The organism is Pseudidiomarina taiwanensis (assembly GCF_003987435.1).
In the GTDB taxonomy this organism is placed as follows: Bacteria; Pseudomonadota; Gammaproteobacteria; order Enterobacterales; family Alteromonadaceae; genus Pseudidiomarina; species Pseudidiomarina taiwanensis.
In genome coordinates this window covers 309927-324729 of sequence record NZ_PIQG01000001.1, presented here as the reverse complement: position 1 = coordinate 324729, position 14803 = coordinate 309927, and the positions used below count along the sequence as shown (strand labels likewise).

Annotated in this window: 9 protein-coding genes; 7 read left to right on the top strand and 2 right to left on the bottom strand. The window is 50.6% G+C overall.

Annotated elements, in window-relative coordinates; genetic code table 11:
• Nucleotides 1-20 precede the first annotated feature (20 nt).
• Nucleotides 21-3020, top strand: a complete 3000-nt coding sequence (locus tag CWI83_RS01525; RefSeq protein ID WP_126824758.1) for a TonB-dependent receptor — start codon at nt 21-23, stop codon at nt 3018-3020.
• A gap of 65 nt (nt 3021-3085) precedes the next feature.
• Here CWI83_RS01525 and CWI83_RS01520 read toward each other — a convergent pair whose 3' ends face one another.
• Together CWI83_RS01520 and CWI83_RS01515 are read right to left on the bottom strand one after the other, a co-directional pair.
• Nucleotides 3086-5623 carry a glycoside hydrolase family 3 protein gene (locus CWI83_RS01520; protein WP_126824755.1) on the bottom strand — a complete coding sequence of 846 codons (2538 nt, stop codon included), beginning with the start codon at nt 5621-5623 and terminating at the stop codon, nt 3086-3088.
• On the bottom strand, nt 5620-6855 hold the full coding sequence (locus tag CWI83_RS01515) for a sugar MFS transporter (protein WP_126824753.1): 1236 nt from the start codon (nt 6853-6855) through the stop codon (nt 5620-5622). Before CWI83_RS01515 ends, CWI83_RS01520 begins: the two co-directional genes overlap by 4 nt.
• 132 nt (nt 6856-6987) lie before the next feature.
• Here CWI83_RS01515 and CWI83_RS01510 point away from each other — a divergent pair, with 132 nt between their 5' ends.
• From CWI83_RS01510 to CWI83_RS01485, 6 genes are read left to right on the top strand one after another with little or no spacing between them, the layout of a single operon-like run.
• The gene (locus CWI83_RS01510) at nt 6988-8376 is read left to right on the top strand and encodes a GH1 family beta-glucosidase (RefSeq protein WP_126824750.1); all 1389 of its coding nucleotides are present in this window, start codon (nt 6988-6990) and stop codon (nt 8374-8376) included.
• Nucleotides 8377-8389: 13 nt separating this feature from the next.
• On the top strand, nt 8390-9721 hold the full coding sequence (locus tag CWI83_RS01505; RefSeq protein WP_126826006.1) for a glycoside-pentoside-hexuronide (GPH):cation symporter: 1332 nt from the start codon (nt 8390-8392) through the stop codon (nt 9719-9721).
• A gap of 31 nt (nt 9722-9752) precedes the next feature.
• The gene (locus CWI83_RS01500; protein ID WP_126824747.1) at nt 9753-10778 is read left to right on the top strand and encodes a LacI family DNA-binding transcriptional regulator; all 1026 of its coding nucleotides are present in this window, start codon (nt 9753-9755) and stop codon (nt 10776-10778) included.
• Entirely contained in the window at nt 10747-12534 is a 1788-nt protein-coding gene (locus CWI83_RS01495; RefSeq protein ID WP_126824745.1) for a long-chain-acyl-CoA synthetase, read from the top strand. Before CWI83_RS01500 ends, CWI83_RS01495 begins: the two co-directional genes overlap by 32 nt.
• Complete coding sequence (locus CWI83_RS01490; RefSeq protein WP_126824742.1) at nt 12534-13976, top strand: protein adenylyltransferase SelO; 1443 nt, start codon at nt 12534-12536, stop codon at nt 13974-13976. The genes CWI83_RS01495 and CWI83_RS01490 overlap by 1 nt, the downstream gene beginning before the upstream one ends.
• On the top strand, nt 13976-14803 hold the full coding sequence (locus CWI83_RS01485) for an alpha/beta hydrolase (RefSeq protein WP_126824739.1): 828 nt from the start codon (nt 13976-13978) through the stop codon (nt 14801-14803). The genes CWI83_RS01490 and CWI83_RS01485 overlap by 1 nt, the downstream gene beginning before the upstream one ends.

The window sequence follows — 14803 nt, the reverse complement described above, 5'->3', positions numbered from 1 at the left end:
ACAACAGAGTGGATAAAATAATGATAAAACCAATCATGTTTAACAAAACCCCTGTGGCAGCTGCCGTATCTGTCGTGCTCGCTACTGGGTTCATGATGCCGCTATACGCACAGGACACTTCTCCACAAACTGAAGAAGTGGTCGCACAAAGCGCATCAGAAGAAACAACTGAAGCAACTGAAAATGTTGAAATCATCACGGTTAAAGGGATCCGCGGCAGTTTAGCGCGGAGCTCTGACTTCAAACGTTCAAGTCGCGGTATCGTCGACTCGGTTTCGGCCGAAGAAATGGGTAAATTCCCAGATACCAACTTGGCGGAATCGTTGCAACGGATCACCGGTGTCTCGGTGAGCCGTGCTAACGGTGAAGGAAGTCAAATCACTGTGCGTGGTTTTGGTCCTGAATTTAACTTGGTTACGCTGAATAATCGGCAAATGCCAGGTACAGGTTATACCCGTTCGTACAACCTCGAGAACCTCTCATCTGAAGGCGTAAGTGCACTTGAAGTTTACAAATCAGCTCGTGCAGAGATGCCAAGTGGTGGTTTGGGTGCAACGGTGAATATCGTCACCATGCGTCCATTATCACAATCAGGTCAGCGCTTCTCGATTATGGGTAAAGCCATTCACGACACCTCGAATGTCGAAGGCGATGACTTCACTCCAGAAGTATCAGCGGTTTACGCCAATACCTTCGCTGATGACCGGTTCGGGGTTGCGGTGACTGTGTCACAACAACGTCGTGATTTCCAAAACCAGCAGGCCTTTATCCAAGGTTGGCAAGCGAACGTTGCCCTACCCGACTTGGATCCGAGTCAAGTGATTGACCCACGTCCAATTGGCGAAGACGGCGAGCGTATCGGTAATCACTTCTTCCCGAAAGATATGAACTACGGTATCGAGAATTTCCAACGTGAGCGCACCAACGGTCAGCTTACCTTGCAATTCGCGCCTACCGATAATTTGATGATCACCACAGATTACACCGCAAGTCGTGCGATTACTGGTCGCGAAGGGCTTGGCTGGGGTATCTGGAACGAATTCGGTGGCAACATCAATGCCTATGAGCTTGATGCCAATGGAACCGCCCTCTATGCCGATATTTCAGGTAACGATGGCTCGTTCACCATTAGCCGTGACACCACCGAAGTGAAGGCTAAGTCACTCGGTTTGAACATCACTTATGATGTCAACGACGACTTAAGCCTTTGGTTCGACGTTCATGATTCAAGCAACAAAACTGACAACGGCGCTGACCCAGGTCTTGGCGCATGGGGCCAGGTTATCTTGGGCTCAGATCAGTTATTAACCAAGTTCTATGACTATCGCACTGGCGAAATCCCGCAGGCGAGCGTACTTTGGGCCAATGGCACAACCGTGCTTGACCCAAGCGAAATTGACTCGAACTTCAGTCAGTTTATTCGCTCACCAGGTGAGTCAAACATCAAGCAATACCAATTCCGCAGCGAATGGTACAACTCGAACACCTTTGACATCCCACTGGTGAAAGTTACTGCTGGCTTTAGCCGGACCGACCAAGACGTGGGTGGTTATAATGCCTGGAGTGGCTTGCGTGGCGGCCCTGGCTTTAACCCAAGCTTCACCGAGATCTTCCCAGATGGCATGTTCACCTTTAACCCAACGGGCGACTTCCTCGATCAATTCGTTGGTGGCGGTAGTGCTTTAGCAAGCCCGTATTACTACAGCTACGACTTTGACGAAGCGGTGGCGCGGCAATTAGCGTACTTGACCGAAGATTTAATGGGCAGTGATGTGTACGCTGTCGACCCGTTCTTCGATGGTATCGATAGCGAAAGCTACGTAGAAGAAGTCACTGATGCGATTTTCGTTCAATCAGAATGGGAATTTGATATCGGTCGCTTCCCTGCTCAATTAAACGCAGGTTTGCGTTACGAGCGCACTGATGTCACCAGTACCGTGCGTCAACGGGTTGAGCGTCAAGTGAACTGGGTGAGTGCATCAGAGTGGATTATGCAATATGAGCCGCAAGCAGAGTCGAGCTTCCTGACCCTGACCGGTAACCATAGTGTATTGCTGCCGATGCTTGACTTCCGTATCGACCTCACCGAAGACGTCGTTGCACGTTTCTCGACCGGTAAAACCATCTCTCGTGCCCCACTCGGTGCCCTTGCAGGTGGTCGTAGCCTGAGCGGTAGCCCGCGTCCAGGCGCGCGCGTCGGTAGTCAAGGGAATACCAACTTGTTGCCATTTGAGTCGACCAACATCGACTTAAGCCTTGAGTACTACTACGCTCCTGGCAGCTACGCAGCAGTCGGTTACTTCCGCAAAGATGTGGATAACTTTATCCAAACCACCATCACTGAAGTCACCATTGATGGCTTGCGCGATATCTTCAACGGTCCGCGTTATAACCAAGCCATTGCTGACATCGAAGCACGTGGTGAGCAGGCAACCAGCACCGCTATCTTCGAGCAAATGCTGGCAAATGGTCACGGTAATGCTGACGGTGTGATTGAGCCGGCCGCAGATGATCCACTCATCGTATGGAGCATCAGCCAGCCAACCAACACCGACAGCAAGAGTGTTGATGGTTACGAAATTGCTGCACAACACCTATTTGGTGAAACCGGTTTCGGTTTAGGTGCCAACGCAACCTTCGTTAGCGGTGATGTTGAATTCGATGTGAATAGCCTAGTGCAGCAAGCGCCTCTTACCGGCTTGAGTGATTCAGCGAACTTCCAAGCTTTCTATGAGAAAGATGGTTTGTCAGTAAAAGTCACTTACGCTTGGCGTGATAGCTACCTGATCGGCGTTGGTCAGTCGCAAGGCTCTGCTGATGCTCCACCACAGTTTGCCAAACCTTATGGCCAGTGGGACATGAGCATTAACTACGACATCGATGAGAACTTCACCGTGTTCTTTGAGGGGATCAACCTCAATAACGAAACAGAGCAAGGCTACGGTCGTTTTGAAGAGCAGTTCTTATTCGCTCGTCAATACGGTCCACGTTACTCTCTCGGGGCGCGCTATCGCTTCTAAGCGATAGCCGTGCTGGTATAAAAAAAGCCACTCGAATGAGTGGCTTTTTTATTGCTAGAGCCCGTTTAGTTAAACGGGCATGCTTGGCTTTCTGTGACGGTTTGGATACGAATGTCGTTGATACTAAGCGCGAATGCCGCGTCGGTCTCAATCCCAAACACTACCCCAACCTGCTGCAAATCAAGACCTGCGTCAGTTAAGCAGCTGATCGGGAACTGCACCGTTTGCCATTCATCGGCAGGCAAGCTAGCCAATTGCGCCGCAATATTTTCACGCAGCCCACAGTTGTCACCACAGTACTGAGTTAAGTAAACCTCTGCTGGTACCTCACCATGCCGCATTAAGGTCACTGAGAGCGCGCTAGGTTGCTCTGTGAAGGCACGTAAGTCGCGTGGGAATGGCGTGGTAAAGCTAAAGCTTGCTACCGCCTCACCACTGAACTCAAAGCGCCGTGCATCTTCTTGTACTTGATCATCAAAGGTACGGGTGCGAATTGCACCGTTCTCTTGAATACTGCTAGCGACTGCTTGTCGGTTACCGGCACTGGTTAATTCAAGTAACCATGGCGCTTGCGGCGCGCGTTCAAAGATAACCACCTCTTCGACTGCTGTCGCACCAGCAAATTGTTCAGGCAAGTCATCGGCCAAGGTGCTTGGCTCGCCATAACTTAAGCCAAAACCATAACTTAGCAGTGGTGCATAATCGGCTTGGTCAAAGTTAAGGACAGCTTGATCCGGCGTGGCTGGCCATGAGAACGGCAAACGCCCGACAAAGTCATGTTGGATCTCACCTTCTGCATTGCGCAGAATCACATCCGCAACACCGGCCCCTTCTGAGCCAGGTAACCAGGCCGCCACAAATGCATCAGAGGCATTCAACTCTGGGTTGACCCACAGCGGACGCCCGCTAATGAAGATACTGACCACCGGGATGCCTTGCGCTTTAAGCTTTTGCAATAAAGCTAAATCAGTCGCGTTACCACGCTGGTAATCTAGGTTATCTAAATCACCATTGCCTTCAGCATAAGGTTGCTCGCCGAAGACGACAATCGCGACATCTGGTTTTTGCTCAAACTCACCGGCGACATTAAGCTCTGCAACACCACCGGCGGCTTCGACTTGAGCTTTAATACCCACATAAATCGAGGTTCCGCCTGGGAAGTCCTCGTTGGTATTGCCTGTCCCCTGCCAGCTGATGGTCCAGCCACCCGATTGTTGGCCAATGTTATCCGCTGCTGGGCCTGCGACCAAAATCCGTGACTGCGGCTCAAGTGGCAGTAATTGCCCTGAGTTTTTCAATAAAACCAAAGATTGTCGTACCGCATCACGCGCAATTTCACGATGCTCGGCCGCACCAATCAGGCTACGGTCGCCTGATAGTTCGCGCGCAGCTGGACTCGGCTTATCGAATAAACCGGCGCGTAATTTCACCCGTAAAACACGGCGTACCGCGTCATCAAGTCGGCTCATCGGGATAATGCCCTGCTCGACTTGCTCAACGAGGTTATAAAATAATGGCTTCCATGCTTGAGTCGGGACCATATACACATCAAGACCCGCGTTCATGGCTTGCGCACAATTATCGTTGGTGCAACCTGGGATCTGACCATGACCATTCCAATCGCCCACAACAAAGCCGTCAAAGCCCATTTTGCCTTTGAGGACATCATTGAGCAGATAAGCATCACCGTGAATTTTTTGGCCATTCCAGCTATTGAAACTTGCCATCACGGTTTGCGCACCTGCTTCAAGACCACCGACGTAGCCCTGTGCGTGGATATCAAATAATTCTTGCTCTGAAACTTCAGTATTGCCTTGGTCGGTACCATTGGTAGTGCCACCGTCGCCGACAAAATGTTTGACGGTACTGATGACGCCATAATCGCCAAGAAACTCAGCGCCCGGCGTGCCTTGCAAACCGGCAACAATGGATGCCGCATAATTTTTCACAATTTGCGGATCTTCAGAGTAACTCTCATAAGTACGGCCCCAACGATCATCGCGGGCCACTGCAACGGTCGGCGCAAAAATCCAGTCAATGCCCGTGGCCATGACTTCTTTCGCCGTCGCGCGGGCAATAGAACGGATTAAATCAGGGTTATTGGCAGCACCTAAACCAATATTGTGCGGGAAAATCGTCGCCCCAATCACATTATTGTGACCATGCACCGCGTCAGTTCCCCACATGGTTGGAATCGCAATCCCATCTAACGAGTCATCAACGGACGCCTGATACATGGCATCGGCAAGCGCCACCCAATCATCAGGAGTGGCATATTTATCGTTATTTGGGAACGCACCGCCACCGTTCAGATACGAACCAAAGCCATATTTGCGCATATCTTCAACGGTGATATCGCGAATTTCTGGCTGAATAACTTGAGCAATTTTTTGCTTTAGGGTCATGCGACCGAGCATGTCGTCGATGCGTTGCTCGAGCGCTGGGTCAGTGGCAACCGGTAACTTCAGTTGCGGCCAAATCTCATTTTGCGCGGAGTCCGCAGTAACCGTCTCGGTCTCTTCAACCGCTGGGCTACACCCTGCAAGCCCAGCACTTAACATGGCGACGTATACCGTCGCCAGTGGGAACTTTTTTAGCTTCATGCTTGTTTCACCTCTTCATTCGATGGAGTGACTGGGCGATATCCTTTGATGCCGTAGAATGCAATATACACATAGCATACCACTGGCAAGATAAACGACATTTGTACACCGACCTGGTCCGCAAGCAGACCTTGCAGATAAGGTAGAATCGCACCGCCGACGATGGCTAAGCAAAGGATACCTGAACCTTGGCCGGTACAGCTTTTCAAGTTATGAATTGCCAAACTAAAGATGGTTGGGAACATAATTGAGTTACACAAACCGACAAAGATCACAGCCCACATTGCCACCGTGCCGGAACTTGTCATGGTAAGTAGCAGCAATAACACCGCACAGACCGCATTGAATGCAAGTACGCGGTTACCCTGAATTTTTTGCATGATAGCGGCACCTAAGAAGCGGCCCACCATAGCGCCGCCGAAGTACCATGAAATGTAGTGCGAGGCGGAAGCAACGCTCATGTCACCAATCTCGGGTAGCGCAATATACATGGCTAAGAAACTGCCAATCCCAACTTCTGCGCCAACGTACGCGAAGATACCGAGTGCACCGAGCACCAAGTGCCGTTGTCCCCACGCACCCTTGCTGGTCGGCAACTCTGGTTCGAGCTCAGCTTTACCCATAGCTGGCAGCTTCAGATAAACAAAGATCAAAGCCATCACCACCAAGGTTGCAGCCAAAATAAAGTACGGTAAGCTTACAGTATCTTTTGATACCCCCGAGACTTCAGGGTCAGCCACTCCACCGAAAATCAGCCAGGCGCCGAAAAATGGTGCAACCGTGGTACCCAGTGAGTTGAACGCTTGGGTCATGGTCAAGCGGCTTGAGGCCGTTTCAGGTTTACCCATTGCGCTGACATAAGGGTTCGCCGCAACTTGTAAAATGGTAATCCCTGAGGCCAACACAAACAGCGCCAGCAAGAATAGCCCGTAGACTTCCATTTGTGCAGCAGGGTAAAAAATCACACACCCAGCCGCGGCAATCAAAAGCCCGGTGACAATGCCCGATTTATAGCCAATTTTTGACACCAGTGCGCCAGCTGGAATTGAAACAATAAAATAGGCTCCAAAGAAGCAGAATTGAATCAACATCGACTGGGCATAGTTCAAATCGAACAATAACCGCAGGTAAGGAATCAAAATATCATTCAAGCAGGTAATAAAGCCCCACATGAAGAATAACGAGGTCAACGCAGTCAATGCGAAGCGATAATCAGGTGTGTTCTGTGACATAAGCAGCTCTTATCGTTTTTATTTTTTGACGAAAGCCTACACTCTCGCCTATGATTGAATGAAAGCGCTTTCATTTATAGCATAAAACGATAAAAGAGCAATCATCGAGAGCGCAACTTAGGGTCAAAAGAGATGACGACTAATAAAGTTATAAAACTAAACAGCGCAAACACGCCTCACCTTGCCTTACCGGCCGATAGCCGCCTGCGTGAAGCTGATTTCATTTTCGGGGTAGCCACTTCAGCATTCCAAATCGAAGGCGGCGCTGAAACCCGCGAATCATCTATTTGGGATGACTTTTGTCAGCAACCGGGACGCATTAAAGATGGCAGTGACGGTATCGTCGCTTGTGCCCATGTTGAGCGCTGGCAAGAAGATATCGAACTAATGCAACAGCTCGGGGTCGATGCCTATCGATTTTCAATTGCCTGGGGTCGGGTGATTCGTGCCGATGGCTCAGTCAATCCAGACGGCCTGGGGTTTTATCAAGCCTTGGTTGCACAACTCAATAACGCTGGAATAAAGCCTTTTGTCACGCTTTATCATTGGGACCTGCCCTCTTACTTGCAGGCACAAGGTGGCTGGTTAAATCGCCAAACCGCCTATGCCTTTGCCAGTTACGCTGAAGTGATCGCCAAAGCCCTTGGCGATAAGGTTTATAGCTACACCACCTTAAACGAGCCGTTTTGTAGTGCCTATCTCGGTTACGAAGTGGGCATTCATGCGCCAGGCGAGAGCTGTCAAAAACAAGGGCGACAAGTTGCCCACCACCTACTGTTAGCGCATGGTCTGGCAATGACGCATTTGCGTACCCATGCGCCCAAAGCGCAGCATGGGATTGTGCTGAACTGCAGTCCGTTTCATGCTGCCTCAGCATCGCCACTTGATGAAAAAGCTGCACAGCAAGCGCACGAATATCATAACTTATGGTACCTGCAGCCGCTGCTGACGGGGCATTACCCCAAAGTGATGGAACAATTTAATCGCGCTAATCTCCCTGAGATTAAACCGGGTGACCTGACCATCATTCAGCAGCCACTCGATTTTATCGGGATTAATTACTATACCCGCCATATCGTCCAAGCGACGCCGTCGGGCTGGTTCGAAGAGCTGCCAGCGCCGGTTGATGCAGAACTCACAGCAATGGGCTGGGAGGTTTATCCGCAAGGTTTAACCGAAATTCTAATGCGCCTTGACCAAGAGTTCGCCAACCTGCCGCCAATTTTAATCACCGAAAACGGCGCAGCCTTTGCCGATGCAGTGAGCTCTGGAACAGTTGCAGACTTAGATCGAATTCGCTATTTTCAATCTCACCTCAATGCGGTTGATCAAGCGGCCCGCAATAGCGTCAAAATTAATGGTTATTTCGCCTGGAGTTTGCTTGATAATTTTGAGTGGGCGGAAGGCTACACCAAACGGTTTGGCCTGGTTTATGTCGATTTCACGACCCAACAGCGGGTGTTGAAACAAAGCGCACTGGCGTATCAACAGCTATTACAGTCGCGCCATAATCAGAGTTAGAGTAGCGCATATGATGATTACAGCCCGAGAAAAGATTGCATACGGATTAGGCGACACCGCAAGTAATATCATCTTCCAAACCGTGATGTTGTTCCTTGCTTTCTTTTATACGGATATTTTCGGGCTCTCGCCCGCAGCCGTGGGAACCATGTTTATTGTGGTCCGACTGATGGATGCCATTACTGACCCAATAATGGGCTGGCTTGCCGATAAGGTCAAAACACCACAAGGGCAATTCCGGCCGTTTTTAGTCTGGTTAGCAGTGCCATTTGCGGGGTTAAGCGTCCTGGCATTCACCACTCCAGATTTTAGCGATACCGGCAAACTTATTTATGCCTACATCACCTACGCCCTGCTAATGCTCGCCTACACCGCAATTAATATCCCATATTGTGCCCTCGGTGGCGTGCTTACCGGCGATCCAAAGCAGCGGGTCAGCATTCAATCCTATCGCTTTGTGCTTGGTATGCTCGGTGGACTTATTGTCACTATGCTCACCCTCCCGATGGTTGAGTTTTTTGGCCAAGGCGACCGGGCCCTTGGTTATCAGTACACGATTGCAGCGATGAGCGCGTTTGGCATGCTATTATTCATCTTATGTTATGCCGGCACCCGTGAGCGCGTCCCCGCGCCAAGCGAAAAGTCAGTAGGTTTGCGCGTTTGCTTAAACTTACTATGGCGTAATCAGGCCTTTAAACAACTCGCGCTGGCCGCATTTTTCGTGTTGATTGCGATTGCGGTGAAAAACACCCTGGCGATTTATTATGTCACCTACTACTTAGACCGCGGTGACTTGGTCACCTGGTTTATCACCTTAGGTATGATTGGCAATATTGTAGGCTGTGCCGTTGCCTTTAAACTCACCCAATTCATCGAAAAGGTCACCGCCTATAAAGCTCTACAAATAGTTGCAGCCTTGCTCTCGATTGCTGCTTACTGGATTGGTTCAGGGCAACTTATCGCTGCGTTTGTGGTGTATTTCCTCTGGGGCTTTGCGCTACAAATGGCGACGCCTTTACTGTGGGCGAAAATTGCTGACGTGGTCGATTACGGTGAATACCGCACCGGCCAGCGCAATACTGGCTTAATTTACTCAGCGGTTATTTTCTTTATTAAGCTAGGGATTGCCGTCGGTGGCGCCCTCGCTGGCTGGTGGCTCGCTTGGGTTGGTTACCAAGCGGACCAAGTACAAAGTGCAGAAGCGCAACATGGAATTTTAGTGGCCTTTACTGTGATCCCAGCCGTTGCGTCAATACTTGTCGCAGTGAGTATGCGCGGGTACACTCTTACAGAGCAGCGTGTAGCCCAAATTGCTCGATTTTTAGCACGGGAATCAACCGCTTAATTCTATTCGTCCGACTGCGAGAAACGCTCACATGGCCACTATATATGAAGTATCGAAACTAGCCGGAGTATCTCTCGCTACCGTATCGCGGGTTATCAACAATACCGCGACCGTCCGTGAAGCGACCCGCGAACGGGTCGAAAAAGCTATGCGGGAGCTTGGTTACCAACCCAACACTATGGCCCAATCATTGGCCTCAAACCGCTCAAATAGCGTCGGTGTGGTGGTCTCGGAGTTAAATGGTCCTTTCTACGGCACCCTCTTAAGCGAAATTGAAAAAGCCTTTCGCGCGGTTGGCAAACATGTCGTGTTCGCGGCCAGCCACAGTGACCAAGCGATCGAACAGCAAAGCATCGAGTTTTTGAAAAGCCGCCGTGTGGATGCTCTCATCCTGCATGTTGAATCCGTTAGCGATGAGTATTTAGCCAAGCTTAACCAAACTGACTGCCCGGTGATCATTCTAAACCGGGATGTACCGGCACTTGAGAAGCAATGCATTACTCTGAATAACCGCTTAGGCGGGTATCTTGCGGCGCACTACCTATTGCAACTTGGCCACCGAGACATTGCCTACATTGCCGGTCCGCAATGGAAATCGGATGCGCGCGATCGCTACCTTGGCCACTGTGATGCGCTGCGTGAAGCAGGCATAGAGCCAAATCCTGAACTGTTTTATGAGGGGGACTTCCAAGAAACCGGCGGCACCCAAGGCTTTCTTGCCCTGCAACAAAAAGCTATTGCGTTTTCAGCGGTCGTCTGTGGTAACGACGAAATGGCCGCAGGGGTCATTGCTGAAGCGCACGACCAAGACATCGATATTCCCGAGAAACTCTCGATTATCGGATTCGATAATGTTAATTTTTCCCATTATGTTTATCCGAAATTAACGACTATTGATTATCCAATTGCTTCAATGGGGCAAATGGCAGCACACTGGATCTTACAACATGTGTATCAACAGAAGACGCCGCCATTGCAACAGTTATTTGAACCCAAATTGGTGATCCGAGACTCGACCACACATTATGACGACAACTGCGCTAAAAACTCGCCATAGCCTGGCGGAATTCACTCAAGCTAGTTTAAAACTTCTGCCTAAATTGCCACAGCTGGTTTGGTATCGGCAGAAACTGATGGGCGCTCGCAATGAGGATATCGGCTCGACCGGTTGGTACTTGCAACAGCAAGCGCAAAAGCGCCCTGACAAACTCTTTTTGCAATACGAGGATGTCCGCTATAGCTACGCTGAGTTTAACCAGTGGGTGAATCAAATTGCCCATAAACTAAGCGCCAGTGGAGTGAGCGAAGGCGATTGTGTTGCGGTGATGTTCGAAAACAGCCCTGAGCTCATCGCCAGTGTGTTTGCGATTAATAAAATTGGCGCGATTGCCGGTCTAATCAACCACAAGCAAACCGGTGCGGTGCTATTGCATAGCTTTAACACCATTCAACCTAAGCTGATTTTGAGCGATAGTGCCTGCCACTTTGCCATTAACTTTATTGCTGATGAGCTCAACCCTGCCTTGGGGCTGCACCTGTGGGATGATTTTGCCGAGGATATCGCACAGTACCCAAGTGACAACCCTGCCCTAACCGATCAAATTCAACTCGGTGCGATTTGCTACTACGTGTTCACCTCTGGCACTACGGGCTTGCCGAAAGCGGCGGCGGTAACACACTTGAAGTGGTACAAAGCTGGGCTGGCATTTGGGCGTATGGCATTGCAACTCAAATCGACGGATATTCAATACTGTGCCCTGCCGCTTTATCACAATACCGGGTTATCTGCTTCGATAAGCTCGATTATCCAAACAGGTGCCAGCCTTGCGCTGGCGAAAAGCTTCAGTGCCAGCCGCTTTTGGAGCGATATTAAACGCTATCAAGCCACCAGTTTTGTTTATGTTGGCGAGTTGTGTCGCTATTTATTGAATCAGCCACCACAACAAGGCGAGCGTAGCCACAAGGTGAAGTCGATTCTTGGCAATGGTTTACGGGCAGATATCTGGGAGGCCTTCCAGGAGCGCTTTGGTATCGACAAAATCGCTGAAATCTATGGAGCCAGCGAAGGCAACGCCGGCTTTATGAATATCTTTAACCTCAAGCGCACCGTTGGCTTCTCGCCAATGAGCTATGCCATTGTGAAATTTGACACGATCAATGAACAGCCGATTGTTGATGACAATGGCTTATTGCAACGGGTGAAAAAAGGCGAAACGGGTTTGCTAATCACCGAAGTCAGCGCAAAAGCACCCTATGATGGCTATACCAACAACGCCAAAGCCTCCGAGAAAAAGCTGCTGCACAATGTCTTTAAGCAAGGCGACTGTTGGTTTAACTCAGGCGATTTGGTCTGTGATCAGGGCTTTCGTCATATCGCCTTTGTCGACCGAGTGGGCGATACCTACCGCTGGAAGTCTGAGAATGTCGCAACCGGTGAGGTTGAAGCGCAAGTGCAAAGCTTAAAAGATGTCATTGAAGCGGTAGTGTACGGGGTTAAAGTGCCGTTCACCGAGGGCCGCGCAGGAATGGTTTCGGTAATTCTTGAACAGGGTAAAAAGTTTAACCCGAGTGAATTCTACCAACAGCTTAAAGCCAAGCTTCCGGATTATGCGGTACCGCTGTTCGTGCGTCTGCGCGAAGCCCATGAGCGCACCACCACCTTCAAAATCAAACGGACCGAGTTGCAACAAGAAGGTTTTCAGTTGAGCTCAGCGGCTGAGCCTATTTTTGTGCTGATTGATAAGGCCAAAGGCTATCAGCCTCTGACTCCAACCACCTACGAACGTATTTTAAGCGGCGAGGTAAGGTTTTAATGCAGTCGTATGCAGCACAGTTCCCAAGCCTTGTCGAGCATTGTGCGCCAACGCCACCGCGCGCACCACAGTGGATCAGCTTTAACGAACAACTCGCGCAGCAACTCGATTTAAGCGCTTTATTTCGCGATGCTGAGCAAGCGTTAGCCTGTCTATCAGGAACTGAGCTAAATGAGGCGATAACGCCCACTGCTAGCGCCTACGCTGGGCATCAATTTGCTCATTTTGTGCCGCGCCTTGGCGATGGTCGGGCGATTTTATTAAGTGAAGTGCAAGGTCGCGATGGGCTGACCTATGACGTGCAACTCAAAGGAGCCGGCAAAACGCCCTTCTCGCGTGGCGGCGATGGCCGCTCACCGATTGGCCCCGTGCTGCGTGAATATCTTTGTAGCGAGGCCATGCATGCGCTTGGAGTCCCGACAACGCGGGCACTGGCAGCCGTTGCCAGTGGCGAATTGGTGTTTCGCGATACCTCCCTCCCCGGTGCAATTTTAACCCGGGTGGCGCGCAGTCACTTAAGGGTGGGCACCTTTCAATACGTTGCCCAGCAAGGTGACAACGATCTTCTTCAGCGCTTTGCCGATTATGTCATCACACGCCATTATCCGCATTGCCGTGAAACCGATGCGCCTTATCTTGATTTGTTTGAAGCCATCAACGATAGCCAAGCACGACTGATCGCTCAGTGGATGGCAAACGGGTTTATTCACGGGGTCATGAATACGGACAATATGACCTTGTCTGGCGAGACCATCGACTATGGTCCGTGTGCATTTCTTGAAGCCTACCAAGCAGATGCCGTGTTCAGCAGTATTGATAAGCAAGGTCGCTACGCCTATCGCAATCAGCCGGGGATTGGTCAATGGAATTTGGCGCGCTTAGCCGAGAGCATGCTGGCGCTGATTGACCCAGATACTGATACGGCCATTAAGCAGGTCACTCTGGTGTTAAACGCCTTCCCGAAAATGTATGAGCATTATTACGACCAATTGTTTGCACAAAAACTGGGGCTGTATCAAATCAGCGATAACTCACGCGCCTTGGTCAAAGATTTTCTCGAGCTGCTTGAGGCCGCTGAGCTGGATTTTACATTGGCGTTTCGTTATTTAAGTGACCCAGACGACAGCCGTCGTCAGCCATTTTTTGCCGCCGCTGAAAATTGGCCGCAGTGGCATAGTCGCTGGCAAGCGGAGCTTGCGCAACAAGGCCTCAGCGCAACAGAACTAAGCCAACGCCTACAAGCGACCAACCCAGCCTATATTCCCCGTAATCACCTGATCGAACAGGTGATTCAAGACGTATTAGAAACCGGCAAGTTAGAAGCGTTTCAGTTGCTCTTAGAAGCGCTGCAAAACCCCTTCGATGAGCGCCCTGAGTTTGCCCATTTGATGCAACCGGCGGCACCCACTGAACGGGTCACCAAAACTTTCTGTGGAACCTAATGAAAATAAAAATTTATAGTTTAATGTTCGTGCTGGCCAGCGCTATCAGTGCCAGTGCTCATGCCGAAATAGCCGAGCGCGTCAGTTACGGCGCCGTGTTAGAGCAAGACATCACAGGCTCAGCTGAGGTGCTCCGCTATGGTGAGTTAGCCCCGCAATTTATCGAATATTGGCCGGCGACTCAGCCCCCGAAAAACCTCAACATTGCCTTTATTCACGGCGGTTGCTGGCTCGATGCTTATGATATCGCCCATACGCGTGCAGCGACCAGCGCTTTAGCCGCTCAGGGCTATCCGACCTGGTCCATTGAGTATCGCCGCAGCAGTGCCGAGCAAAAAGCATGGCCTGAGGCGGATCGTGATATCCGCCAAGCACTGCAGCAGATCCGCGCCAAAATCGGTACGCAACCTTTGGTCGTTATGGGCCATTCCGCTGGTGGCCACTTGGCTTTATTAGCGGCTGCCGAGCCAACACCAAGCGCTGATGCGGTCATTGGCCTTGCGGCGATCACCGATGTCGTCGCCTATGGCGCAGGTGAAAATAGCTGCCAAGCCTCGACCGCACAATTCTTCGGCGGCGATGCGCTAAGCCTCGCCGAGGCTTATCAGGCAGCCAACCCCGTCAGCAAAGACTTCACAGTTCCAGTTTATTTGTTGGGCAGTGAGAATGACCGGATTATTCCAGCTGAGCAAATGAAGCTGCCGACAGCCGAGCTAAAATGGGTTGCAAACGCCGACCATTTTGATTTCGTCCACACTGCAACGCCGGCTTGGCAGCAGCTATTGCAAACCCTTCAACAACTTGAACAACAACTCGGACATCGCTAA

Excerpts from the sequence above, each read along its gene's own strand:
- CWI83_RS01525 (WP_126824758.1), top strand. The coding sequence starts at position 21 with ATGATAAAACCAATCATGTTTAACAAAACCCCTGTGGCAGCTGCCGTA.
- CWI83_RS01520 (WP_126824755.1), bottom strand. The coding sequence starts at position 5,623 with ATGAAGCTAAAAAAGTTCCCACTGGCGACGGTATACGTCGCCATGTTA.
- CWI83_RS01515 (WP_126824753.1), bottom strand. The coding sequence starts at position 6,855 with ATGTCACAGAACACACCTGATTATCGCTTCGCATTGACTGCGTTGACC.
- CWI83_RS01510 (WP_126824750.1), top strand. The coding sequence starts at position 6,988 with ATGACGACTAATAAAGTTATAAAACTAAACAGCGCAAACACGCCTCAC.
- CWI83_RS01505 (WP_126826006.1), top strand. The coding sequence starts at position 8,390 with ATGATTACAGCCCGAGAAAAGATTGCATACGGATTAGGCGACACCGCA.
- CWI83_RS01500 (WP_126824747.1), top strand. The coding sequence starts at position 9,753 with ATGGCCACTATATATGAAGTATCGAAACTAGCCGGAGTATCTCTCGCT.
- CWI83_RS01495 (WP_126824745.1), top strand. The coding sequence starts at position 10,747 with ATGACGACAACTGCGCTAAAAACTCGCCATAGCCTGGCGGAATTCACT.
- CWI83_RS01490 (WP_126824742.1), top strand. The coding sequence starts at position 12,534 with ATGCAGTCGTATGCAGCACAGTTCCCAAGCCTTGTCGAGCATTGTGCG.
- CWI83_RS01485 (WP_126824739.1), top strand. The coding sequence starts at position 13,976 with ATGAAAATAAAAATTTATAGTTTAATGTTCGTGCTGGCCAGCGCTATC.